This is a genomic window from Amycolatopsis sp. NPDC054798, assembly GCF_053611505.1.
Genome location: NZ_JBSHAM010000005.1, coordinates 1 through 21,668, shown reverse-complemented (window position 1 = coordinate 21,668; position 21,668 = coordinate 1). Strand labels below are relative to the sequence as shown.

At 69.7% G+C, this 21,668-nt stretch carries 21 protein-coding genes; 10 read left to right on the top strand and 11 right to left on the bottom strand.

Annotation, left to right across the window (positions count from 1 at the left end):
- Positions 1–36 precede the first annotated feature (36 nt).
- Positions 37–354 (top strand): hypothetical protein, encoded by a 318-nt coding sequence (locus ACWGIC_RS04865; protein WP_452074566.1) that lies wholly within the window; start codon positions 37–39, stop codon positions 352–354.
- On the top strand, positions 351–1,085 hold the full coding sequence (locus ACWGIC_RS04860; protein WP_452074565.1) for an SDR family NAD(P)-dependent oxidoreductase: 735 nt from the start codon (positions 351–353) through the stop codon (positions 1,083–1,085). Before ACWGIC_RS04865 ends, ACWGIC_RS04860 begins: the two co-directional genes overlap by 4 nt.
- Before the next feature lie 120 nt (positions 1,086–1,205).
- Here the strand turns inward: ACWGIC_RS04860 and ACWGIC_RS04855 are convergent, their stop codons facing one another.
- Positions 1,206–2,408, bottom strand: coding sequence for an MFS transporter (locus tag ACWGIC_RS04855; RefSeq protein ID WP_452074564.1), 1,203 nt, complete (start codon positions 2,406–2,408; stop codon positions 1,206–1,208).
- Between the two features lie 23 nt (positions 2,409–2,431).
- Positions 2,432–2,998: a TetR/AcrR family transcriptional regulator gene (locus tag ACWGIC_RS04850; RefSeq protein ID WP_452074563.1), complete on the bottom strand. Its 567-nt coding sequence runs from the start codon at positions 2,996–2,998 to the stop codon at positions 2,432–2,434.
- An 84-nt stretch (positions 2,999–3,082) separates the two neighbouring features.
- Here ACWGIC_RS04850 and ACWGIC_RS04845 point away from each other — a divergent pair, with 84 nt between their 5' ends.
- From ACWGIC_RS04845 to ACWGIC_RS04830, 4 genes are all read left to right on the top strand, one after another.
- Positions 3,083–4,231, top strand: a complete 1,149-nt coding sequence (locus ACWGIC_RS04845; RefSeq protein WP_452074562.1) for an FAD-dependent oxidoreductase — start codon at positions 3,083–3,085, stop codon at positions 4,229–4,231.
- 65 nt (positions 4,232–4,296) lie between these two features.
- Positions 4,297–5,628, top strand: a complete 1,332-nt coding sequence (locus ACWGIC_RS04840; protein ID WP_452074561.1) for a sensor histidine kinase — start codon at positions 4,297–4,299, stop codon at positions 5,626–5,628.
- Positions 5,629–5,639: 11 nt separating this feature from the next.
- Entirely contained in the window at positions 5,640–6,287 is a 648-nt protein-coding gene (locus tag ACWGIC_RS04835) for a response regulator (protein ID WP_452074717.1), read from the top strand.
- Between the two features lie 78 nt (positions 6,288–6,365).
- On the top strand, positions 6,366–6,506 hold the full coding sequence (locus tag ACWGIC_RS04830) for a LuxR C-terminal-related transcriptional regulator (RefSeq protein WP_452074560.1): 141 nt from the start codon (positions 6,366–6,368) through the stop codon (positions 6,504–6,506).
- Positions 6,507–6,547: 41 nt separating this feature from the next.
- On the opposite strand, the gene ACWGIC_RS04825 is transcribed toward ACWGIC_RS04830, so the two are convergent.
- Positions 6,548–7,228, bottom strand: coding sequence for a response regulator (locus ACWGIC_RS04825; RefSeq protein WP_452074716.1), 681 nt, complete (start codon positions 7,226–7,228; stop codon positions 6,548–6,550).
- A complete protein-coding gene (locus tag ACWGIC_RS04820) occupies positions 7,225–8,430 on the bottom strand; it encodes a sensor histidine kinase (protein ID WP_452074559.1) in 1,206 nt (401 codons plus the stop codon). The genes ACWGIC_RS04825 and ACWGIC_RS04820 overlap by 4 nt, the downstream gene beginning before the upstream one ends.
- 221 nt (positions 8,431–8,651) lie before the next feature.
- Between ACWGIC_RS04820 and ACWGIC_RS04815 the strand changes: the two genes are divergently transcribed.
- Positions 8,652–10,844 (top strand): MMPL family transporter, encoded by a 2,193-nt coding sequence (locus ACWGIC_RS04815; protein ID WP_452074558.1) that lies wholly within the window; start codon positions 8,652–8,654, stop codon positions 10,842–10,844.
- Between the two features lie 108 nt (positions 10,845–10,952).
- Here the strand turns inward: ACWGIC_RS04815 and ACWGIC_RS04810 are convergent, their stop codons facing one another.
- Entirely contained in the window at positions 10,953–12,647 is a 1,695-nt protein-coding gene (locus ACWGIC_RS04810) for a 2-isopropylmalate synthase (RefSeq protein WP_452074557.1), read from the bottom strand.
- A 205-nt stretch (positions 12,648–12,852) separates the two neighbouring features.
- Here ACWGIC_RS04810 and ACWGIC_RS04805 point away from each other — a divergent pair, with 205 nt between their 5' ends.
- The gene (locus ACWGIC_RS04805) at positions 12,853–13,782 is read left to right on the top strand and encodes a LysR family transcriptional regulator (protein ID WP_452074556.1); all 930 of its coding nucleotides are present in this window, start codon (positions 12,853–12,855) and stop codon (positions 13,780–13,782) included.
- Here ACWGIC_RS04805 and ACWGIC_RS04800 read toward each other — a convergent pair whose 3' ends face one another.
- Both ACWGIC_RS04800 and ACWGIC_RS04795 read right to left on the bottom strand, forming a co-directional pair.
- Positions 13,783–14,496: a GNAT family N-acetyltransferase gene (locus ACWGIC_RS04800; RefSeq protein ID WP_452074555.1), complete on the bottom strand. Its 714-nt coding sequence runs from the start codon at positions 14,494–14,496 to the stop codon at positions 13,783–13,785.
- 102 nt (positions 14,497–14,598) lie between these two features.
- The gene (locus ACWGIC_RS04795; protein WP_452074554.1) at positions 14,599–15,330 is read right to left on the bottom strand and encodes a DUF2786 domain-containing protein; all 732 of its coding nucleotides are present in this window, start codon (positions 15,328–15,330) and stop codon (positions 14,599–14,601) included.
- A gap of 135 nt (positions 15,331–15,465) precedes the next feature.
- Here ACWGIC_RS04795 and ACWGIC_RS04790 point away from each other — a divergent pair, with 135 nt between their 5' ends.
- Positions 15,466–16,899: a phytoene desaturase family protein gene (locus ACWGIC_RS04790; protein WP_452074553.1), complete on the top strand. Its 1,434-nt coding sequence runs from the start codon at positions 15,466–15,468 to the stop codon at positions 16,897–16,899.
- A gap of 336 nt (positions 16,900–17,235) precedes the next feature.
- Here ACWGIC_RS04790 and ACWGIC_RS04785 read toward each other — a convergent pair whose 3' ends face one another.
- The 4 genes from ACWGIC_RS04785 to ACWGIC_RS04770 form a co-directional block, all read right to left on the bottom strand.
- On the bottom strand, positions 17,236–17,886 hold the full coding sequence (locus ACWGIC_RS04785; RefSeq protein ID WP_452074552.1) for a response regulator: 651 nt from the start codon (positions 17,884–17,886) through the stop codon (positions 17,236–17,238).
- Complete coding sequence (locus tag ACWGIC_RS04780; protein WP_452074715.1) at positions 17,883–19,025, bottom strand: sensor histidine kinase; 1,143 nt, start codon at positions 19,023–19,025, stop codon at positions 17,883–17,885. Before ACWGIC_RS04780 ends, ACWGIC_RS04785 begins: the two co-directional genes overlap by 4 nt.
- A gap of 212 nt (positions 19,026–19,237) precedes the next feature.
- Complete coding sequence (locus ACWGIC_RS04775; protein ID WP_452074551.1) at positions 19,238–19,807, bottom strand: TetR/AcrR family transcriptional regulator; 570 nt, start codon at positions 19,805–19,807, stop codon at positions 19,238–19,240.
- A complete protein-coding gene (locus ACWGIC_RS04770) occupies positions 19,804–20,589 on the bottom strand; it encodes an SGNH/GDSL hydrolase family protein (protein WP_452074550.1) in 786 nt (261 codons plus the stop codon). The genes ACWGIC_RS04775 and ACWGIC_RS04770 overlap by 4 nt, the downstream gene beginning before the upstream one ends.
- Before the next feature lie 84 nt (positions 20,590–20,673).
- Between ACWGIC_RS04770 and ACWGIC_RS04765 the strand changes: the two genes are divergently transcribed.
- The gene (locus tag ACWGIC_RS04765; protein ID WP_452074549.1) at positions 20,674–21,585 is read left to right on the top strand and encodes an NAD-dependent epimerase/dehydratase family protein; all 912 of its coding nucleotides are present in this window, start codon (positions 20,674–20,676) and stop codon (positions 21,583–21,585) included.
- Positions 21,586–21,668: the final 83 nt, after the last annotated feature.

Sequence of the window (21,668 nt, the reverse complement as noted above, 5' to 3'; positions counted from 1 at the left end):
TGGACGATCGGCGCTAAAGCGAGCAAAACTTGAAGCATGATCACGCACACGATGATTGTTTCGTTCGAAAAGCCGGTGCCCGACTCCGAGCTGGATCAGTACCTCACCGATATCAAACAGGCCATGCTGGCGACCGGCTTCGCCGAATCGGTCGAGACCCGCAAGCACCTGCCGATCCCCGGCGAGGACGCCATCCCGGCGCTCATCGCGACGGCGATCGTCCAGGTCACCGTCGCCGACCTCGACACGCTGGCCAAGAGCTTCACCGCCCCCGAGCTGCACGCGGTGATCGACCGGTGGCAGGCGCGGCATTCGTACCGCGTGGCCTGGGCGAATCACGAGTCGCTGTCGTGAGCGGCCGGCGGAGCGGGCTCGTCACCGGGGCGGGCAGCGGGATCGGCCGGGCGGCGGCGATCGAGTTCGCCCGGGGCGGGGCGGCGGTGGCCGTGCTGGACATCGACGAGGCCGCAGCGGCGGAAACTGTCGAGCTGATCAAGAAGGACGGCGGGGAGGCGCTGGCCGTCCGGGTCGACATCGGCGACGAGCTCTCGGTGCAGGCCGCGATCAAGCAGACGGTCGAGGCGTACGGCGGGCTCGACTTCGCGGTGAACAACGCCGGTTTGTCGTCTCATGCACGCGTCGACCAGCTGACTCTCGCCGAGTTCGAGCGCGTGGTGCGGGTGAACTTGTCCGGGACCTTCCTCTGCATGAAATACGAACTCCCGCACCTGAAGGGCGGCGCGATCGTGAACGTCGCGTCCAACGGCGGGTTGTACGCGATCCCGAACGCCCCGGCTTACGTCGCGGCGAAACACGGGATCGTCGGCCTGACCAAGGTCGCGGCGGTGGACTACGCGGCGGACGGGATCCGCGTCAACGCGGTGTGCCCGGGACCGACGCGGACTCCGGGGTTCGACAAATGGGCGGACGACCCCGCCATGATCGCCCGGCAGGAGGCGATCACCCCGCTCGGCAGGCTCGCCACGCCGGAAGAAGCCGCCGCGGCCGTGGTCTGGCTTTGCTCGGACGCCGCGTCGTACATCACCGGGACGACGCTGTCAGTCGATGGCGGACGGCGGGCGTAATTCCTCGCGAGCCAGCTCGCCTGCGATGAGCTGGGCGGTCTCGGCGGGGGATTCGACGTGGAAGTGGTGGCTGCCGAGGTCGACCAGCACGACCGGCTGGGCGATCTCGCGCAGCGCCGCTCATTTCCCGGCGGCGACGTGCGGGGCCGAACGCCAGTGGATCCCCGCCACGACCACCCCGACGACCGCGGCCAGCGCTCCGGAAAAGACGAACGTCGTCCCCATCCCGACGGCGTCGATCACCGGTTGCGCGATCAGCGGCGAAGAGAATTGCCCGAGGAACAACGCGGACGTCAGCAAGCCCAGCGACCGGGTCCGTGTGCCGGGCGATGCCGTCGAGACGAGCCATCCGTTGATCGTCGGGTTCTGCAGTCCCACGCCGAGCCCGACCACGACCATGCCCAGCGCGGCCGTCCACAATGCGCCGGCGGTGCCGAGCACGACCAGTCCGACGGCGAACGCGGCGAACATCGCGATGGCCAGCATCGGGAACGACCAGCGGGCGCGCAGGCGACGGAAGTTCAGGCCCACCAACGTCATCACCAGATTGACCGCCGCGATCAAAGCTCCCGCGACGGCCGGTCCCGCACCGCCGACCTCGGCCAGCCAGAACGGGGCCTGCGTCGGAACGGTATAGAAGACCACGACGCCGATGAAGATCAATGCGTACAGGCCGAGCAGTCGCGGCTGCCACGGCGACGCGGCCGTGGTGGTGTCCGTCGGATCGACTGGCTGGACGGGCGCGTCCGGAACGAAACGCAGCACGAGCACCAGCATCGGAATCGCCAGCAGGTAAACGGCGAACGGCCCCCGCCAGTCCACCGCGGCCAGCAAACCGCCGAGCAGCAACGCGACGACGCCGCCGAAACCCATTGCCGCGCCTTGCAATCCGAGCACCCGGCCGTGCTCGTCGGCGTGGTGGTGGTCGGCGATCAACGCGGTCGACGTGGTCATGATCCCGGCGATGCCGATCCCGAGCACGGCCCGCCCGACGAGCAGTGCGGGCAGGGAATCCAGCAGCAGACCGGATCCGCCGCCGACGGTGTAGAGGGCGAGGCAGGCCAGCAGCACCGGCACGCGTCCGGTCCGGCCGCTCAGCTTGGCCAGCAACGGCGCGGACACCATGATCGCGAGCCCGGGCAGAGTGAGCACCAGCCGGACGAGCAGTTCCGCGTGCGGTTCGGCGGCGAAATGCCGTTGCATGCCCGGCAATGCGGGCGTGATCGTGGCGCTGGCCATGATGGTCATGGTGCTGACGCCGAGGAGCGTCGCCAGCAAGGGCTTGGGTGGGCGCCGCACTCCGGCGTCAGTCGTTTCGGTCACGCCGCCGAAGATAGAACTTCAACTTAACTTGAAGTCAACGCCGAGACTGCGGCTTGGAACTGGCCGGCGGCCGGGGCGGAATCCGGTGCGGCGAGCCAGATGAGGGACGCGCCGTTGATCACGGCGTGGTACAGCTGCGCCAGCCCGTCCAGTTCGGGCGGCGGAAGCTGTGGATGGACGGCACCGAGGATTTTCGTGAGCGCATCGGTGCTTTGCCGCATCGCCGGTGCCATCGTCGCCTGCGGCTCGCCGGTGCGGACGAGACGCGTGAGGTGTTCCAGCGACGTCAGCAGGTGGGTGTGCACGGAGGCGAACGCTTCGGGCAGCCGTCCGCAGAACTCGGCGAAAGTCTTGCCAGGGTCGGCTCCGGTCGGAGTCGCGCGGAGGGTTTTGTCGATCCACGCGCCCAGCGCGTCGCCGATCGCTTCGTTGGCGGCCTGCGCGAGCAGTGCGTCTTTCGTACCGAAGTGGTAGCCGATCGCGGCCAGGCTGACTCCCGCTTCGGACGCGATATCACGCGCGGTCGTGCTCAGGCCGCGCTCGCGCAAGCAGACGCGAGCGGCCTCCAGAAGATCCTCTCGGTTGCCCACGGAGCACACCTTACCCGGGCGTCTCAGACGATGTTTTGCACAACGTCTTGCACATTGTACTAATCCGGCGCTACCGTCTGACCGGTGAAAACACCACGGATCGTGATCAGCGGAGGCGGGATCGCCGGCCACGCGTTGGGGGTGGCGCTAGGCCGTCGCGCGATCAGAGCCACCGTGCTCGAACGAGCTGACGGCCCGCGGACCGGCGGTCATACGGTGGACCTGCGCGGGCACAGTCAGGAGGTGCTTAGCGAATGGGGACTGCTCGACGACGTGCTCGCCCTGCGGGTCGAGGAAGAGCGCATGGTCGCGGTCGGCCGGGACGGGCGCGAGCTGTGGCGGATGCCCGCGCAGGCCGGCGGGATCGTGGCTGACGTCGAAATCGGCCGCGAGGACCTGAACACGGTGCTGGAGAAGGCGTCCACTGCGGACGTCCACTATGGAGAACATCTCGTGCACGCCGACGTCACCGCTGCTGGCGTGCGAGTGGAGACGAACCGCGGTCGCCGGATCGACGCGGACCTCCTAGTGGTCGCCGAGGGAGCGCGGTCCGCGACCAGGGCACGATGGTTTCCCGCGGCGGAGGCGCGGTACTTGGGTGGCTATCTCGCCTTCGTCGCGGTGCCGTACCCCCGCGAATTCGGTGCGGACATGCGGATGTTCGCCGTTGGAGGCGGGGTGATGGCCGCCGTCCGGCCCGGACGCGTCGGTGGCCAAGCGTTGATCGCGGTCCGGGCTCCTCGGCGCGAAGAGCTGGTCGGAAATGTTGGGGCGCAACGGAAATTTATCTCAGACAGCGTCAAGCGGGCCGGGATCGCGGACGAATGGCACCTGCCGTCGGTGCTCGACGCGATCGCGCACGACCCCGGTTTCTTCTGCGACGAACTGGTGAAGGTCACCGCTCCGGCGTGGTCGGCCGGGCGGGTGGTACTGCTCGGCGATTCGGCGTGGGCGGGTTCGCCAATGACCGGCCTCGGCACCGCGATGGCGATCATGGGCGCGGAGGCGCTGGCCGAGGCCGTTGCGACCGGCGACCTTGGCCGGTACGAAACCCGGATGCGCCGGTTCGTCCACTGGGGACACCGGGACGCGACCCCGGCGATGCTCAAGCGATGGGCCCCCAGCACTGCTTGGGAAGCGCGGCTGAACGCGATCGTGATGCGGATGTTCACGCGTCCGCCACTGCGCCGGTTGCTCACCCGGGCGGACAATCCGCCGCCGTGGTATGCCTAGCCCTACCTCCGAGACTACGGGCAAACCGATCGAGACCGGCCAACGCGCTGGCTAGTCTGGATCGCGTGGCTACCGTCTCTCCGACCGCGCAACCGCGCACTGTGCTCGATGCCTTGTCGCGTCGGACGTTCCTGATTTCCTCCTGGCCGTGGCGAGCGTTGCTGTACGGGTTCAGCACCGGCCCGATGACGCTGCTGTTCGGGCTTCCGTTCGGGTTCTGCCTGCTGCCGCTCGCGGTGCTGGTCAGCCGGGTCGTGCAAGGGCAGACGTCCGACCTGGAGCTCGTCGCGGTTGCCTCGGTGTTCGGGATCCTGCTGTTCCTGACCGCCGGCCCCGCGTGGGCGGCGGTGGTGGCCGGGGTCGAACGGCAGCGGCTGCGCATGGTCGACCTCAATCCGGTGAGTGTCCCGTTTGGACCGGCCAGTGAACCGGGCTGGTGGCCCCGAATGCGGGCGCGGTACACCGAACCGGCCGCGTGGCGCGAACTCGGCTACGCGGTCCTGTTGTGCACCGCGATTCCCGCGCTGTATTCCGTGGCCGGCCTGGTCGCGTTCTTCGCGCTGATTTTGATAGCCAGTCCGCTGCTCGTGAATGCCAACGACACGATTTCCGTTGGCTTCGCCGAGGTTTCCACTCCGGGAGGGGCCGTGCCGTTCGCGCTGGCCGGGGTGGTGCTGCTCGTGCTGGCGGGCTACCTGCTGTCCGGATCCGCCGGCCTGCACGCGATGCTGGCCCGTTCGTTGCTCACGGCCGGTCCGGCCGAGAAGCTTCGCGGCGAGCTGACCGAGGTGTCGCAATCCCGCACCCGGCTGCTGTCGGCGTTCGACGCGGAACGCAAGCGCATCGAACGCGATCTGCACGACGGCGCGCAACAGCGGCTGGTCGGGCTGAGCCTGCAGCTTGGGCTCGCGAAGGTCGATCTGCCGCCCGATTCAGCGGCGGCGAAGGCGGTGTCGGACGCGCATGATCAGGCCAAGAAACTGATGGTCGAACTCCGTGAGCTGATCAACGGCATCCATCCGCGAGCGTTGGCCGAACTCGGTTTGCCCGCTGCGTTGGAAGAACTCGCCGACGGGTGCGCGGTGCCGGTCACCGTCGATGTGGCGGTGCCCACGCGGTTGGCGGAGTCGGTGGAATCCACTGCGTACTTCGTGGTGGCCGAGTCGTTGACCAACGTTGCCAAGCATTCCGCGGCCACCTGCGCCTCAGTGACCGCCAAAATTGTCGGTCCGCTCCTTACGATTGAGGTGTGGGACAACGGAGCTGGCGGTGCTGATCCGGCGCGCGGCACGGGGATCACCGGGTTGAGCGACCGGATCGCCGTGTTGGGCGGCCGGATGTGGGTGCGCAGTCCGGTGGGCGGGCCGACCGTCGTGCGAGTGGAGCTGCCGTGCTGAAGGGAGAGCCGATGCGGGTCGTCCTCGCCGAGGACGAGGTGCTGCTGCGCGAGGGATTGTGCGGTTTGCTGGCGCGGTTCGGCTTCGAGGTCGTCGCCGCGGTCGGCGACGCCGAGGGGCTGCACGCCGCCGTGCGCGAGCACGAGCCGGACCTGGTGCTCACCGACATCCGGATGCCGCCCGGGCATTCGGACGAGGGCCTGCGCGCCGCGGTCGAGCTGCGGCGCATCCGGCCGGAGCTGGCTGTCGTGGTGCTGAGCCAATACGTCGAACACCACCACGCGGCCGACCTGCTCGACTCCGCCGAGGGGCGCGGGGTCGGCTATCTGCTCAAGGACCGGGTGGTCGACGTCGAGGAATTCGTCGCGACGCTGCGCCAGGTCGTTGACGGCGGAACGGCGGTGGATCCGCAGGTGGTGCGCCAGTTGCTGCGCCGAAGGGCCGATCCGCTGGCCCGGTTGTCGGCGCGGGAGCGAGAGGTTCTGTCGTTGATCGCCGAGGGCCACTCCAACGCGTCGATCGCCCGGCGGCTGGTGGTGTCCGACGCCGCGGTGGGCAAGCACGTCGGGAGCATCCTGGCGAAACTCGACCTCCCGCCGACCGACGACGGGAACCGGCGAGTGCTGGCGGTGCTGACGTATCTCCGCGGTAGCGGCTGATTCCCGGCACAGCGCTCGCCGAGGACCGCAGGCGGATTTCGTTAGGCGCTGGGCGGTTCCGCGGTCGCCGTGCGGGCGGTGACGAGCCCTGATTCGTACCCGCTCGCCCGGCTTTCGGCGCGGGAGCGTGAGGTTCTGTCGTTGATCGCCGAGGGACACTCCAACGCGTCGATCGCCCGGCGGCTGGCGGTGCTGACGTATCTCCGCGGCAACGGCTGATTCCCGGCACAGCGCTCGCCGAGGACCGCAGGCGGATCCCGTTAGGCGCTGGGCGGTTCCGCGGTCGCCCCGCGGGCGGTGACGAGCCCTGATTCGTAAGCCGCGATGACCGCTTGTGCGCGGTCGCGAACGGCGAGCTTGTCGAAAAGCCCGGTGATGTGGTTTTTCACCGTGGAGAGGCTGATTTCCAGTGCGCGGGAGATCTCGGCGTTGCCGAGGCCGGTGGCCATCAACCGCCACACCTCGACCTCGCGGGGAGTGAGGCCGTCGACGCCGGTGGGGGTCTGCGGAGCGGCGGAATGCGGTCGCACGTAGGCAGCGATCAGCCGGGTGAGCAGGCGCGGCGCGACCGCGGCGTCCCCGGCGTGGACCGTGCGGATCGCCGCGGCCAGTTCTTCCGGGGAGCTGTCCTTGGGCAGGAAACCGCAGGCCCCGGCGCGCAGGGCACCGACGACGTACTCGTCAAGATCGAAGGTGCTCAGTGCCAGGACCCGGCAGCTGGGCACGGTGGCGGCGAGTTCCCTCGTAGCGCTGATCCCGTCGAGGACCGGCATCCGGACATCCATCACCACGACGTCCGGGCGCGACTGCCGGGCGAGTGCGACGGCCTGCGCGCCGTCTTCGGCCTCGCCCACCACCTCAAACGAGGGGTCCGGGGAGAGGATCAGCGACAGTCCTCGGCGGACGAGCGGCTGGTCGTCCGCGATCAGCACCCGGATCACCATCGCGTCGTCCCTTCGTGCTGGACGGCCGCGTCGGCGGCCTGGTCCGTGGTCAGCGGCAGGTCGGCCACCACAGCGAACCCTCCGTCGGCTCGCGGGCCGACAGCAAGGGTGCCGTGGTGCAGGGCGACGCGCTCGCGCATGCCGATCAAGCCGAAGCCTCCCGGACCCGGTGCGGAGTCCTGCGGTGAGGTGCCTCCGCCGTCGTCTCGCACCTCGACGGTGACGCTGTCTCGGCGGTAGGTCAGCTCTACGAACGCGTGGGCCTGCCCAGCGTGCTTGCGGGCGTTGGTAAGGGCTTCCTGGACAATCCTGAACACCGTGAGGCCGACCGTCGGCGGCAGTGGACGCGGCGATCCGTGGACGCTGAACTCGGCAGGCAGTCCGGCGAGACCGGACTCGGCCACGAGACGGTCGAGCCCGTCGACCCCGGGCTGGGGCAGCGACGGCGAGGCCTGCGGTTCGTCGTCGGCGCGAAGCACGTCGAGGAGCTGGCGCATCTCGCTCAGTGCGAGCCGGCCGGAGGACTCCAATGCAGTCAGCGCCTCCCGGACAACCTCCGGTTCGGCGAGGTTGGCCCGCGCCCCGCCCGCCATCAGCTGCATCGTGGTGATGTGGTGCGCCACGATGTCGTGCAGTTCCCTGGCGATGCGGCGGCGTTCGTCGGCCACTGCGCGGTCGGCGAGGAGCCGTCGGTTGGCCGCGACCTCCCGCTGCCAGCGGTTGATCACCAGTGCGGTGCCGACGACGAGCAGTGCGGTCAGGAGCGGGGTGACGACGTCTCGCCACAGCGGGATCCGGCCGTCGCTCTGGCTCAGCAGCGTCAGTGACACCGTCGCGACAGCCGCGGCCGCGGTCACCCATCCGGTGCGTGACCGGGCGACCGAGTACAGGGCGACTATCAGCACCGCGCCGAAATGGCTCGGCAGCGGAACGATCAAAGTGGCCGTCGTGTCGAGCGCCAGCACAGCGGCGAGCACCGTTACCGGGTGAGTGCGCCGGGCGAGCAGCGGTACCGCAGCCAGCGCGACGAGAAGGAATCCGGTGGCACGCACGTCGTAGCGGCCGTCGGGGGTGCTGAAGAACACGTAGCTGAGCAGGTTCATCACGCACGCGCCGCCCGCCACGAGCGCGTCGTTGCGAGTCCACGGCGGCTCGATGCCGTGCGACGGCACCCGCACGTCTGGCCGGCTCCTGGACATGTCTGTTCTCCCTGCGTCCGGCCTCCCGGCCCAGGACAGGGTCGCACGGAGCCCGCGGCGGTCCGGGACTAGGACCAGGGTCCTAGTCCCGGTGCGGGGAAGGGACCGCGGACCCCGTCCCGGATCATCCGCCGCGACGACGCTTGCTTACCCGTCGGAGTGCTGGACTGAAAACCGGCCGGGAATCCCCGGCGGACAAGCACTTCTGCCGGAGGAACCTCGTGATCCGCGCCCTGACCGGATACTCCACCCGACGACCGTGGCGGGTGATCGCCGCGTGGGTGCTGCTCGGCGCCGCCCTGATCGCGCTGACCCCGACCGTGCTCGCCCGCGTGACTCAGCACCAGTCGGCGGACTTCCTTCCCAGCGGATACGACTCGGCCGCAGCGCAGCGGATCGCCGAGGAAAAATTCGGGACGAACCCCGACGCCACCACGGTGACGATGCTCGTCGCCCGCGCTGACGGCAAAGCGCTCGGGAGCGCGGATCAAGAGCGGATCGAGGCCGAGGCGGCGAAACTGGCCCGGCGTCAGGTGCTCATGCCCACCGAGGACGACATGCCGCGGTTCCTCGTCCCAGACCGTTCCCAGACGCCCCGGATCGTCCCGGCCATGACCGCGCCCGACCGGAGTTTCGCACTGCTTTCCGTGCAGCTGACGGGAAATCCCTCGGACAAGGGGGTCCAGGGGGTCTACCGGACCTTCCGGGACGCCGCCCGGACGGAGTTCGCCGAGGCGGGGATGCGGACCGGTTTCACCGGAAGTCTCGCCGAGCGGGTCGACACGACCGATGCGCACGCGGTCGCCGCGAAGGTGGGCAGCGCACTGGTCATGGTTTTCATCATCCTGCTCAATGTGCTGGTGTTCCGCAGTGTGCTGGCGGCCTTGCTGCCGCTGCTGGCGGTCGCCCTGATCGGCGGTGCCGCGGCCGGAGCCGTGGCAGGTGCCGCGCTGCTCGCCGGGCACAAGCTCGACGCGGGCACCCCGGACCTGATCTCCGTCGTCCTGCTCGGCATCGGCATCGACTATCTGCTGTTCCTGCTGTTCCGTTTTCGCGAGCACCTGCGCGACCGGCCCGACCAGCCCGCCCGCGAGGCAGCCGCGCAGGTCTCCGCCCGCGTAGGCACCGCGATCGCTTCGGCGGCGCTGACCATCGTGGCCGCGTTCGCGACGTTGGGAGCGGCGACCTTCGGACAGTTCCGCTCGCTGGGTCCGGCGATCGCCGTCGCGGTACTGGTGATGCTGCTCGGCAGTCTCACCCTCATGCCCGCGCTGCTCGCGGTCGCTGGACGCAAGATGTTCTGGCCCTCCGCCGCGTTGAGCCGCCAGCCCGCGGAAGGCCGCGCCGCCCGACTGGCCTCGCTGGTCACGCGACGGCCGCTGATGATGGCGGCCGCCTCCGTCGCGCTGCTCGGCGCACTGGCGCTGGGATTGACCGGAATCCGGATGGACTACGGCCGGCCCAGCTCCGGCGACTCGACTCCCGCAGCGGCCACCGCGGCTGAGATCTCTCGCGCACTCCCCGCCGGAGTGTCCGATCCGACGAGCGTCTTCGTCACCACCGAGGACGGCTCGACCCTGACCGTCGAACGGCTCGACGGACTCGCCCAAGGTCTCTCCCGAGTCGGCGGGGTGGGCCAAGTCGCGCCGACGGTCCTGACCGAGGACCGCCGTGCGGCCCGGATCGACCTCTACCTGACCGTCGGCTCGCAAAGCCAGCAGGCCCGCGACCTCGCCGCCGGACCGGTCCGGACCGCCGTCGCCCGGAACACGCCCGGCGGAACGACGGCGCACGTGGGCGGGACGGCGGCGATCTTCGCCGACATCTCCACCGCCGTCGACCACGACTTGAAGATCGTGTTCCCGGTCGCGGCCGTGCTGATCGCGCTGATTCTGCTGCTGCTCCTGCGCAGCCTGCTCGCGCCGGTGCTCCTGATGCTGTCGGTCGGGCTCGGGTTCGCCGCCACCCTCGGCGCCGCCACGCTGCTGTTCCAGCACGTCGCCGGCGAGCCCGGCGTCAACTTCACGCTTCCGCTGGTGCTGTTCCTGTTCGTCGTGGCACTGGGCACCGACTACAACATCCTTATCACCGACCGGATCCGCGAGGAGACGCGACGGCCAGGCCCGGCACGAACCGCAGTGGCCCGCGCGGTCCGGCACACCGCCCCGGCCATCGCGACCGCCGGTGCGGTGCTCGCCGGTTCTTTCGCCACGCTCGCCACCAGTCCCGGCAACGAACAGGTCGCCTTCGCGATGGCCCTCGGCATCATGCTCTCCGCGCTCGTCCTTTCGCTGGTGCTGGTCCCGGCTCTCGCCGCGCTTTTGGGCAAGGCGCTTTGGTGGCCGCTCCGTCCGCGACCGGCCGGGGACCGTCAGGCGAGCGCGCCGGTGCTCGACCGCGGCACGAACTGCTGAACCCTGTCGGAGACCGCCACGCGACCGCATCCGCACCGGAACCCGGCTCAGTTCACGAACTGCTGAGCCCCGGCGGGATGCGTTCGCGTGACTGGGCGAGGCCCTGAGTCACCGCGACGCGGCGTTCACCACCGCGGTCAGGCTGGCCGCGAGCACCGAACGGTCCCGCCCAGCTGTCCACTGTGTACCGCCGTCAGTGCGATACTCCAGCAGCGTCAACGCTTCACTGTCGTTGCCGGAGCCGATGCTCGTCTGGTGCAGGGCCACGATGTCCACCTTCCGCCCGTGCTCGCCGAGCGCCGCGGTGAGCGCTTCGACCGGCCCGGTTCCGGCGTGCGTGGTGGTGTGCTCGTTCCCGTCGACGCGCAGGGTGATGCTGGTGTGTTCGTCGGCCGAGTTTTCGAAGCGGGACAACGTGATCGCCGGGCTGGGCTGGAGGTACGCGGACTCGAAGAGCTGCCACAGTTCGGTCGCGGTCACCTCATGCCCGGAGCCGTCGGTGTGGTCTTGGACGCGGCGCGCGAAGTCGATCTGCAACCGGCGCGGCAGCGTGATGCCGTACTCGCTTTCCAGCAGGTAAGCGATTCCGCCCTTGCCGGACTGCGAGTTGACCCGGATCACGGCGGCGTAGTCGCGCCCGAGGTCGGCCGGGTCGATCGGCAGGTACGGCACGCGCCAGTCGAGTTCGCCGGCGGGCACGCCGGTTTCCGCCGCACGCGCGTGATGTTCGGCGAAGCCCTTCTTGATCGCGTCCTGGTGGGTGCCGCTGAACGCGGTGTGCACGAGGTCGCCGACGTACGGATGCCGCGCGTGGACCTCGATCCGGTTGCAGTACTCGACGGTGCGGCGGATCTCGTCGATGTCGGAGAAGTCGATCATCGGGTCGACGCCCTGTGCGTGCAGGTTCAGCGCCAGCGTTGCCAGATCGACGTTGCCGGTGCGCTCGCCGTTGCCGAAAAGGCAGCCCTCGACGCGTTCGGCCCCGGCCAGCACCGCGAGTTCGGCGCAGGCGACGCCGGTGCCGCGGTCGTTGTGCGGGTGCACGGACAGGATCACCGAGTCGCGGCGCGCGAGATTGCGGTGCATGTACTCGATCTGGTCGGCGTACACATTGGGCGTCGCGATCTCGACGGTCGCCGGGAGATTCAGGATCACCGGACGGTCCGGGCTCGCCTGCCACGTCTCGGTGACCGCGTCGCACACCTCCAGCACGTACCCGGGTTCGGTGAGGTTGAAGACCTCGGGGGAGAACTCGAAACGCACGTTCGGCAGGTCGCCGGCCGCGCGCAGAACGTCGCGGGCACCGGTGAGGATCAGTTCTTTCAGCGACGCCTGATCGTGGCCGAGGACCACCGTGCGCCAGGTCGGCGCGGTGGCGGTGTACAGGTGGATCACGACGTCGTTGCGGATGCCGCGAATGGACTCGACGGTGCGCTCGATCAGGTCGCGGCGGGCCGGGGTGAACACGACGATGGTGACGTCGTCCGGGGCCAGATCGGTGTCCGCGAGCAGCCGGACGAAGTCGTAGTCGGTCTGCGAGGCGGACGGGTAGCCGACCTCGATTTCCTTGTACCCCATGGTGACCATCAGCTCGAAGAACCGGCGTTTGCGCGCCGGGTCCATCGGTTCGGCCAGCGCCTGGTTGCCGTCGCGCAGGTCGACCGGCACCCAGAGCGGGGCGTGCGTGATCCGGTTGCCGGGCCAGGCCCGGCCGGTGTTGGGGACGTCGACGCGCTGGTAGACGTCGCGGTAACGGTGCGAGGGCATGCGGGAGGCTCGTTGCCGGTTCCACACGGTGTTCATCTGCGGTCCTTCTCGGGAGGTCGGAAGACGACCGGCGCGCGTGCTCGCCCCACGGCGGGGGGCCGGTCCGGTCAGGCCCCGCCGTGGCGGCGAAGGAGAAGGAATCGCGTGAACATCGAGGCGGAGCGTAACACAACTCCTCAGACAAGTAGCGGGGTTGGGTCAGGTGCCCGCGCCGGGCGGCGCGAGCGCTTAGGATTGGCCCGTGGAGCTGGAATTCGTGCGGACCTTCGTCGCCGTCGTGGACGGGGGGCAGTTCCAGGAAGCGGCCGCGGAGCTGGGGATCACGCAGCAAGCGGTGTCGAAGCGCGTCGGTGCGCTGGAGCGCGAGCTAGGAGTGCAGCTGTTCACCCGCACCGCGCGCGGAGCCCGGTTGAGCAGTGACGGCGAGGCGTTTCTGCCGCACGCGCGAGTGCTGCTCGACGCCGAGAAGCACGCGCTCGCCGCGGTGCGTCCGGAGAAGCGCCCGCTGCGGGTAGACGTGCTGAACCGGCGGACCAAGTCGGCGCATCTGGCGCTGAGTTTCCACCGGGCGTTTCCGGAGGTGGAGCTGGAGGTGGTGACCTCCGGCGCCGAGCTGACCTTCGACGCCGCCGTCGCCGCGGTCGCCGCCGGTTCCGTTGACGCGGCGTTTCGCGGAGTTCCGAAGCGCGCTTTGCCGGGCGGCGTAACGAGCGGAGTAGTGGACTACGACGCGCACGAGCTGCTCGTCGGCCCGCGCCATCCGTTCGCCGACCTGCCGTCGGTGCCGATCGCGAAGCTGGCCGGGCACCGGATCTGGATGCCGGGATTGTCCGCGAGCACGGAATGGGGCGCGTACTACGCCGAGCTGTCCGAGGCGTTCGACCTGACCATCGACGTGTCCGGTCCGGTCTTCGGCAACGAGACGATGCTGGACGAACTCGCGACCTCGCCGGACCTGTCGACCTTCGTCGGCGCCGGTTCGCGCTACTTCTGGCCGGACGAGTACGACCTCCGCCGGGTGCTGGTGGTGGACCCGACGCCGGTGTACCCGATGTCGCTGCTGTGGCGGCGCGAGGCCGCGCATCCGGACGTGCGGAAACTGCGCGATTATCTGGTGACGGGGCAGGAACCGGGGGACGGGGTTTGGCTGCCCGGCTGGGAACAGGTCTAGTCAGAGCGGGTGTTCGTACCAGACGTTCGGCTCGACGTACACGCCCAGATCCTGTGCCCGCGACGCGAGTACCGGCGCGATCCCGCCGGGAACGACGGTGTGCCCGTCTTCGAGGCGGATGCCGGTCCACTCCTCCCACTGCGCGAGCGTGCCGGTGACGGTCATCGCGAACGGCGCGATCTTCCGGAACTCCGCGCCGAGCCGTTCGTGGCTGCGCAGCCAGGGATCGGTGTCCCGGCCGAGATAGTCCACAATGGACTCCAGGGGCGGCTTCCCGGTCGGCCGCACCGGCACGACCAGCCGGGAAAGCCCCGCCCGGCGCGCCCGGTTCTTCAACTCGGCCAGCGCTTGCGCGGCGATCCCTTGCCCGCGTGCGGTTTCCGCGACGTACACCTCGAGCGCGACCAGCGCGGTGGGTTCCCGCCCGTCGAGGTGGTCTTCGGCGGCCCAGGCGAGGGCGCCGTCCCAGCCGTGGTCGGGCAGCTCAGGCCGTTCCGGGGCAGGGAAGGCGACGGGTATCGCCGCCGCTCGCGCGACCGGGGTGTTGTCGCGGAGAAGAACCAGAAAGAACTCAGGCCAGTGCGCGGCGATCCGTTGTGAACTGGCCAGCCCGGCGGTCAAGCCATTGCCGAGGAACTCTCCGCCGACGAAGCCCAGCTGAAGCGCGGGAACGCGCAGGTCGGGCCGGGTGGTGAGGTCTTCAACGCGGAGCACGAGATCTCCCATAGCCGCCCAGCGAGCCTGTCCGGATGGTTCCCCTCGCGGGCCGCTGCTCCGCAACCGCTCTCACGGGCCGCTGCTCTGCAACCACTGTCCTCACCGCACCGGTAGCGCTGGCCTCCGCCGCCCCAGCGCCGCCGGGTCGAGATTCGCCCGGGTCCCGGCCCGGTGCCCCTCCCGGTACCCCGACCCCGACAACCGTCGCGGGGCCGCCGAGCGCAGATCCCCGTACTCCCGGTCGAAAGCCTGCTGCACCAACGCGGTCCGATCCCGCACCACCAGCTCCGCCGATTTCCCGGCGACCTCGGATCGGTACGTCCGCGCAGCGTTTTCCTCCGCCGCAGTCAGCCGCTCGTGCACCGCACGCGCGAAACCGTGCAGCCACGTCCGCCGATACGCCGCCAGCGATTCGCGGAAAACGCGTTCCTCCGGCCGTACCCGCGTCAGCTGCGTGCTCGCCTGCAGCAGCAGGCTGGTGTACAGCAGCTCGACCCGCGCGAGGTCGGTGCGGAAGCCGAACACGGTGACCTCTTCGACCCCTTGGCCGACCCGGTGCAACAGCGTCCGGCAGCGCAAGGGATAGGCGATGCTGGTGAGGAGGCTGGCCTTGTCGCGGCTGTACGGATTGGCGATCGGCAGCTTCAGCACCGTGATGTCGTCGCCGCTGTGGCCGGACGCGGCCAGCATCGCGTTGTCGATCCCGTGCCGCGCGATCAGCTGCGCCGCTTTGGTGTTGTACAGCTCGGCTTCGGCGGGCGTGACGGCCGGGTCCTCGGCCTTGGCCAGCAGCTTCCGCACGCGCTCCAGCAACGTGTCGTGGTCGGGCATGACCCCCCTCTCCAGCAGGCGCGGCCCGTGCGGACCGGCTTGGGGTGCACGGTAGGCGTGGGGTACGACAATATTCGATCAGATGTTCGGGAGTGACACTGGGCGCCCGGTTCGTCGCAACCCTACGATCGGGACATGTCTCCGCCTGTCACGCTGGACGCCGCGGTCGTCGGCTCGGGGCCGAACGGCCTGGCCGCGGCCGTGGTGCTGGCGCGGGCCGGGTTGTCGGTCGAGGTGTTCGAGGCGGCGAGCGAACCGGGTGGAGGCACGCGGTCGAAGCGGTTGTTCGACGCCGACGTCGTCCACGACATTTGCTCTGCGGTCCATCCGATGGCCGCGGCGTCGCCGTTTCTGCGTCAGTTCGACCTCGACCTCTGCCACCCGGAAATCCCGTACGCGCATCCGATCGACGAGAAGACCACAGCGATCGCGTACGCGGATCTCGACCGCACCTGCGCGCGCCTAGGAGCCGACGGGCAACGGTGGCGGCGCTTTATGGCGCCACTGGTTGAGCACACCGCTGAGATCACCGAAGCGCTTCTCGGCGACCTTCGACACCCGCCGCGCCCGCGTACAGCGGCTTACCTCGCGACGCGCACTCTCGCCGCGACAGTGAATTCCTTCCAGGGCAAGGAAGCGGCGGCGCTCCTAGCTGGCGTCGAGGCGCACGCGCTTGGCAAGCTGCCCTCACTCGTAGGCGGCGGTATCGCGGTGCTGCTGAGCCATCTCGCGCACACCACAGGTTGGCCGATTCCGCGCGGCGGTTCGCAACGCATCACCGACGCCCTCATCGCTGACCTCGAGGCACACGGTGGTCGCGTACGCACCAACGCGCGCGTCGCCGACGTACGCGAGCTAGCGCATGCGCGCGCCGTCCTGCTGGACTTAGCGCCGAAAGGCGTCCTAGAGCTGGCTGGACCGTTGCTGCCTCATCGGTACCGCAGAGCGCTGGAGAAAGTCCGCTACGGACCGGCGGCGGCGAAGGTCGATTTCCTGGTCTCCGAAGCGATCCCGTGGCGCGAGAAGGAACTCGCCCAGGCCGGGACTGTCCACATCGGAGGAACGAAAACCGAGGTCTACGCGGCTGAGAACGCGGTCGCCGCCGGAAAACGGGCACGGGACCCGTTCGTCCTCCTCTCCCAGCCGATGGCCGCCGACCCGTCCCGCGGTCTCCCCGGCAAACAGCCGATCTGGGCCTATGCCCATGTCCCGCACGGAGATCCGCTGGACCCGACCGCCGCGATCATCCGCCGAATCGAACGCTTCGCGCCCGGCTTCCGCGACACGATCCTCGCCTTGCGGTCGATCCCGGCGAGCGAATTCGAGGCGTACAACGCCAATTACGTCGGCGGCGACGTCGCGGCCGGTGCGGTTACGATGCGCCAGTTGCTGGGTCGGCCGGTTCTGCGGTGGGATCCTTATCGCACCCCGTTGCGCGGTGTGTACCTGTGTTCGGCGGCGACTCCGCCGGGTCCGGGTGTGCATGGGATGGGCGGTCAGCACGCCGCAGAACGCGTGCTGCGCAACGAATTCGGTTATCAGCCGGGCCGTACCGGGCCGGTTTTGTAAGCGACCTCCCCGGCCTGCGTGGTCTCGATGCGCCGGTTGCTGGGCCGCCCGGTTTTGCGGTGAGACCCTTCTCGCACCCTGTTGCGCGGTGAGTATCTGTGCTCAGCGGCGACCTCGCCTGGCCCGGCCGTGCACGGAATGGCCGGTCAACACGCTGCGGAACGTCTGCTGAGCAACGAATTCGGCTATCGCCCCGGGCCGGGCCGGTTTCGCAAGCGGCCTCCCCGGCCTGCGCCGTCTTGATGCGCCAGTTGCTGGGCCGATAGGTCCTGCGCTGGGCCCTTACGGAATGCCTGGTCAACACGCCGCAGAACGCCTGCCGCGCAACGAATCCGGCTACCGCCCCGGCCGAACCAAACCGGTTTCGTAAGCGACCACCACCGCCTGCGCCCGGCTGGAAATCCCCAGCTTCGGCATCAGCCGGTTGAGGTGCGTCTTCACCGTGGCCTCGCTGACCAGCAGCCGAGCCGCGATCTCCCCGTTCGGCATCCCGGTGCCGACCAGCCGGAGCACCTCGCGTTCGCGTTCGGTCAGCCCGCTCAGCTCCGGCGCGGGCTCGGCGGGTGGCGCGCTCGTGTACGCCTCGACCAGCCGCCGCGTGATTGTCGGGCCGAACAGCATGTCCCCGCGCGCGATTGCCTGGATGCCGGAGATCAGCGTTTCCGGCGGACTGTCTTTGAGCAGGAATCCGGCCGCGCCGGCCCGCAGCGCGCGGTACACGTATTCGTCGAGGTCGAAGACGGTCAGGATCAGCACTCGCGGGTTGTCCGGCCCGGCGAGGATGCGGGCGGTGGCCGACACTCCGTCGAGGCCGGGCAGCCGGATGTCCATCAGGATCACCTCGGGCCGCAGCCGCGCCGCCTCGTGCACGGCCTCCAGCCCGTCCCGTGCCTCGCCGACGACCTCGACGCCCGGCGCGGCGTCGAGCAGCGCGACGAGGCCGGCGCGGACGAGGTCCTGGTCGTCCACCACGAGCACACTGGTCACTTCGGTTCTCCAGCGGTCCGGCCCGGGTACGGGAGGGTCAGCACAACCTCGAACCCCGCCGGTTCGCGGGGCCCGATTTCGATCTCGCCACCGTACATACGCGCCCGCTCCCGCATGCCGACGAGGCCGTGACCGGCGGGATTGCCGTCGGCGGCCGGTCCGCCGCCGGAGTCGGCCACGCTCAGCCGCAGCGCGTCGGCCAGGTACTCGACCTCCAGCGAGGCGAACGAATCCGGCGCGTGCTTGAGGACGTTCGTCAGCGCTTCCTGCGCGACCCGGTACGCGCACAGCTGCTGGCCAGGCGGCAGCGTCCGCGGCGTTCCGGTGACCCGCAGCCGCACCGTCAGCCCGGCCTCGCGGACCCGGCTGACCAGCGCGGGGAGCTCTTCGAGACCCGGCTGCGGCCGGTATTCGCCCGGCTCGTGATGCGGCGGCCGCAGCACGCTGAGCAGGCGGCGGAGTTCGTCCAGCGCCTCGGTGGTCGTGCCGGTGATCGTGTCGAGCGCGCTGCGCGCGGTGTCCGGCGCGGACTCGAAGACGTACCGCGCGAGGTTGGCCTGCACGGAGATCACCGAAAGGTGGTGCGACACCACGTCGTGCAGCTCGCGCGCGATGCGCAGCCGCTCCTCGACGACCGCCAGTTCGGCGCGGTCGGCACGTTCCGCGGTCGCGTGCAGAGCGAGTCCGCGAAGGTAAACCGAGTGTCCAATAAGGATAGTCGCGGACGCTTGCAGCACCGCGATCACCGTGTCGCCGACCGGGTTCGAACTGTCGCCGACGAGCATCGTGACCTCGAAACCGGCCGCTGCGAACAGCGACGGCGGCCAGGCTTGCCGCACCGGATAGCGCGCCCACACCGTGTACGCGGCGATCAGCACGTCGGGACGGCCGAGCGTCGCGCGGTACCCGGCCAGCGCGAACGCACCGACCATCAGGGTCACCACGATCAGCACGCTGATCGGGTAGCGCCGCCGGAACGCCAGCGGCACCGCGCCCGCCGCGGCGAGCAGCAGCCCGGGCAGCCCCGGCCGGTCGCCGAGCGAGCCGTGGTGGACCGCCGCCCCGGCGAGGAGGAAGAGCGCGACGGCGGCGGCCAGCAGCGAATCCGTGAGGAGCGGCCGCGCCCGCAAGATCCGCATCACGCGCCCGAAGCTACCTTCCTGACCGGCGGTTTCCCAGTCAGCTACCGCGGTCGCGGCAGGCGGGCTACCGCCAGGGTTTACCGGGGATGCGGCGGAGGGTGGATCCCGGGGAAGGATCGAGCGGTTACGGTCGGTTCTGAATGGTTATCCATTCCCGCTGCTCGGCGGAGAGCCAGGGGTGGGGAGGATTCCGGGCTCTCCGCTGAGCTTCACCCCAGATACGCGTCCAGCGTCACCGCCAACGCCGCTTCCGGCGAAGGCGCGAAGCTCGCTCCCGCCAGTCCGCCCCACAGCCACAACTGCGCCAGACCGTGCAACGCGGCCCACAGCGACGCCGCGACGAGCCGCGGATCCGTACCCGGGCGAAGCCGGTCGTCGTCCGCTTCGGCGCGGTCGAGGCGCACTAGCTTCGCGAAGGTGTCGAAGACGGCACTGCTGGCCGCGACCAGCCCCGGTTCCTCAGGGTCGATGAGGTCGCGACGAAACATCAGCTCGAACATGGCGGGGTTTGTCACCGCGAAGTCGACGTACGCGTGACAGGCGGCCGTGATGCGCTCGCGCGGGCTTCCGTCGGGCAACTGCGCGCCTCGGTGCAGCAGCTGCGTGAAGCCGAGCGTCGCTACGGCCGACAGCAGCTCCGCGCGCCCCGAGAAGTGGCGAAGCGGCGCACCGTGCGACACGCCAGCCGCCTTCGCGATGCCGCGCAAGGTCACGGCCTCGACGCCGGAGCCGACGAGCAAGTCCGCGGCGGTGCTGATCAACCGCTGCCGCGCGCTCATACCTGAGCTTCGGAGAAGGCCACGGGAAGCAGCTCCGGACGCTTCGGCAGGAAGCCGTCGCCAGGGGACCGGCCGGTGAGCCGGTTGCGCAGCCGCGTGATCCCGACCGGCAGCACCTCCTGCCACAGCCAGCGCAGGTCGGCGATCGCACTGCCCTGGGCCGGAGCGCCGGACAACGGCTGCAACCAGCTGCCGTCGTGCGCGACACCTAGCCGGTCGAGTACGTGGCCGGCCACCCGCAAATGCCCGGCCTGTGACAGGTGCAACCGGTCTGGCCCGAAGTAGCGCGAATCGTGCGCGGCCTGGTCCGGCCACAGGTCGACGAGCTTCGCGCCGTAGCTGACCGAAGCCTCGCGGATGGCGTCGTTGAGCGCGGTGACCCTCGGCCGCATCCGCGCGCCCAGCGGCATGCGGTGCGCGATGTCGCTCAAGGTGAAAGTGACGACGTTCGGCGCGATCTGCGTGCACTGGCGGATCGCGGTGTCCACGCGGCGCGCGACCGTGCGGGCGTCCCAGCCGCGGCTCATCACGTCGTTGCCGCCGCCGAACAGCGCGATCAGATCGGGTTCGTGCCGCTCGGCCGACGGCAGCTGCTCCGCGGTGATCTGGTCGAGCCGCCGTCCGCGAACGGCGAGGTTGGCGTAACGGAACCCGGTTTCGTCGCGCGCGAGCCGCCCGGCGACGTAGTCCGCCCAGCCGCGGTACTGGCTGTGATCCGGGTAGGGATCGTCCAGCCCCTCAGCGCAGCTGTCGCCGACGGCGACGAACGTGTGGAAACCCATTCCGCTCTCCGTAACCCCTGGTTCATCTTGTAGACACTGTCTATCAAAGTATGTAGACGGTGTCTACCTGGAAAGATCGGGATCATGAAGATCTTGGTGGTGGGCGGCAGCGGGCTGCTGGGCCAGCACGTGCTCGACGAGCTGCGGAAACGCGGCCACGAGACGACTGCGGTCGCGCGTACGGCACGTGAGGGAGTCGACAGGACGCTCGACGTCTCGAAGGCTTCTCACGACGAACTGCGCTCAGCGCTCGACGGACATGACGGTGTCGTCTTCGCGGGCGGCATGGACGACCGTGCGGTCGGACGCGGACCGGTCGAGCCTCGGCTGCGCGCGGGCAACGTCGCACCCGTCGCCGCGTTGTTGCGCGCGGCGCGCGAAGTCGGCTGTACGCGAGCTGCTGTGCTCGGGTCGTACTACACGTACTTCGACCGCGTACACCCTGAGTGGGGGTTGGCCGCGAAGCATCCGTACGTGCGCAGTCGGCTGGAGCAGGCTCGCGTCGCGCGCGAAACCGCGGGGCCAGAGTTGCCGGTGGCGGTGATCGAAGTGCCGTTCGTCTTCGGCGTCGCGGAGGATCGGGTGCCACAGTGGTCGGTGCCGATCGTGAAGTGGGTCCGCTCCGGCTCGCCGCTCTTCGCGCCGCCCGGAGGTACCGCGGCGACGAGCGCGCGCGGGGTCGGCGTCGCGACGGTGGATGCGCTGGAGCAGGCGTCGGGCGCGGATGTCCCGGTGGCAGAGGAAAACCTGCGGTGGACGGACATGTTCACCCGGCTGGCCGCGGCGGCTGGGCGACCGCGCCGAGTGCGGCCGATGCCGTCGTGGCCGGTGCGGGGCGCGTTCAAGCTCGGCGGGTTTCTCAACGGGCTGACCGGGAAGCAGCCTGGTCTGACGGTGCAGCACATGGACGGGTTGTTGTTGCGGGAGCTGTATTTGGAGCCGACCCGCTCGGTGCCGGTGGACGCCGCGCTCCGGGAAACCGCCGTCGCCCGCTGAAAGCGCCCCAATGTGGCATTGGGTGCATGCGACGCACCCAATGTGGCGTTCGGTGCGTCGGACGCACCCAATGCCACATTGCG

Coding starts and splice junctions, on each gene's coding strand:
- ACWGIC_RS04865 (WP_452074566.1), top strand. CDS start 37: ATGATCACGCACACGATGATTGTTTCGTTCGAAAAGCCGGTGCCCGAC.
- ACWGIC_RS04835 (WP_452074717.1), top strand. CDS start 5,640: ATGCGGGTCGTCCTCGCCGAGGACGAGGTGCTGCTGCGCGAGGGATTG.
- ACWGIC_RS04820 (WP_452074559.1), bottom strand. CDS start 8,430: ATGTCCAGGAGCCGGCCAGACGTGCGGGTGCCGTCGCACGGCATCGAG.
- ACWGIC_RS04810 (WP_452074557.1), bottom strand. CDS start 12,647: ATGAACACCGTGTGGAACCGGCAACGAGCCTCCCGCATGCCCTCGCAC.
- ACWGIC_RS04795 (WP_452074554.1), bottom strand. CDS start 15,330: ATGCCCGACCACGACACGTTGCTGGAGCGCGTGCGGAAGCTGCTGGCC.
- ACWGIC_RS04790 (WP_452074553.1), top strand. CDS start 15,466: ATGTCTCCGCCTGTCACGCTGGACGCCGCGGTCGTCGGCTCGGGGCCG.
- ACWGIC_RS04780 (WP_452074715.1), bottom strand. CDS start 19,025: ATGCGGATCTTGCGGGCGCGGCCGCTCCTCACGGATTCGCTGCTGGCC.
- ACWGIC_RS04775 (WP_452074551.1), bottom strand. CDS start 19,807: ATGAGCGCGCGGCAGCGGTTGATCAGCACCGCCGCGGACTTGCTCGTC.
- ACWGIC_RS04770 (WP_452074550.1), bottom strand. CDS start 20,589: ATGGGTTTCCACACGTTCGTCGCCGTCGGCGACAGCTGCGCTGAGGGG.
- ACWGIC_RS04765 (WP_452074549.1), top strand. CDS start 20,674: ATGAAGATCTTGGTGGTGGGCGGCAGCGGGCTGCTGGGCCAGCACGTG.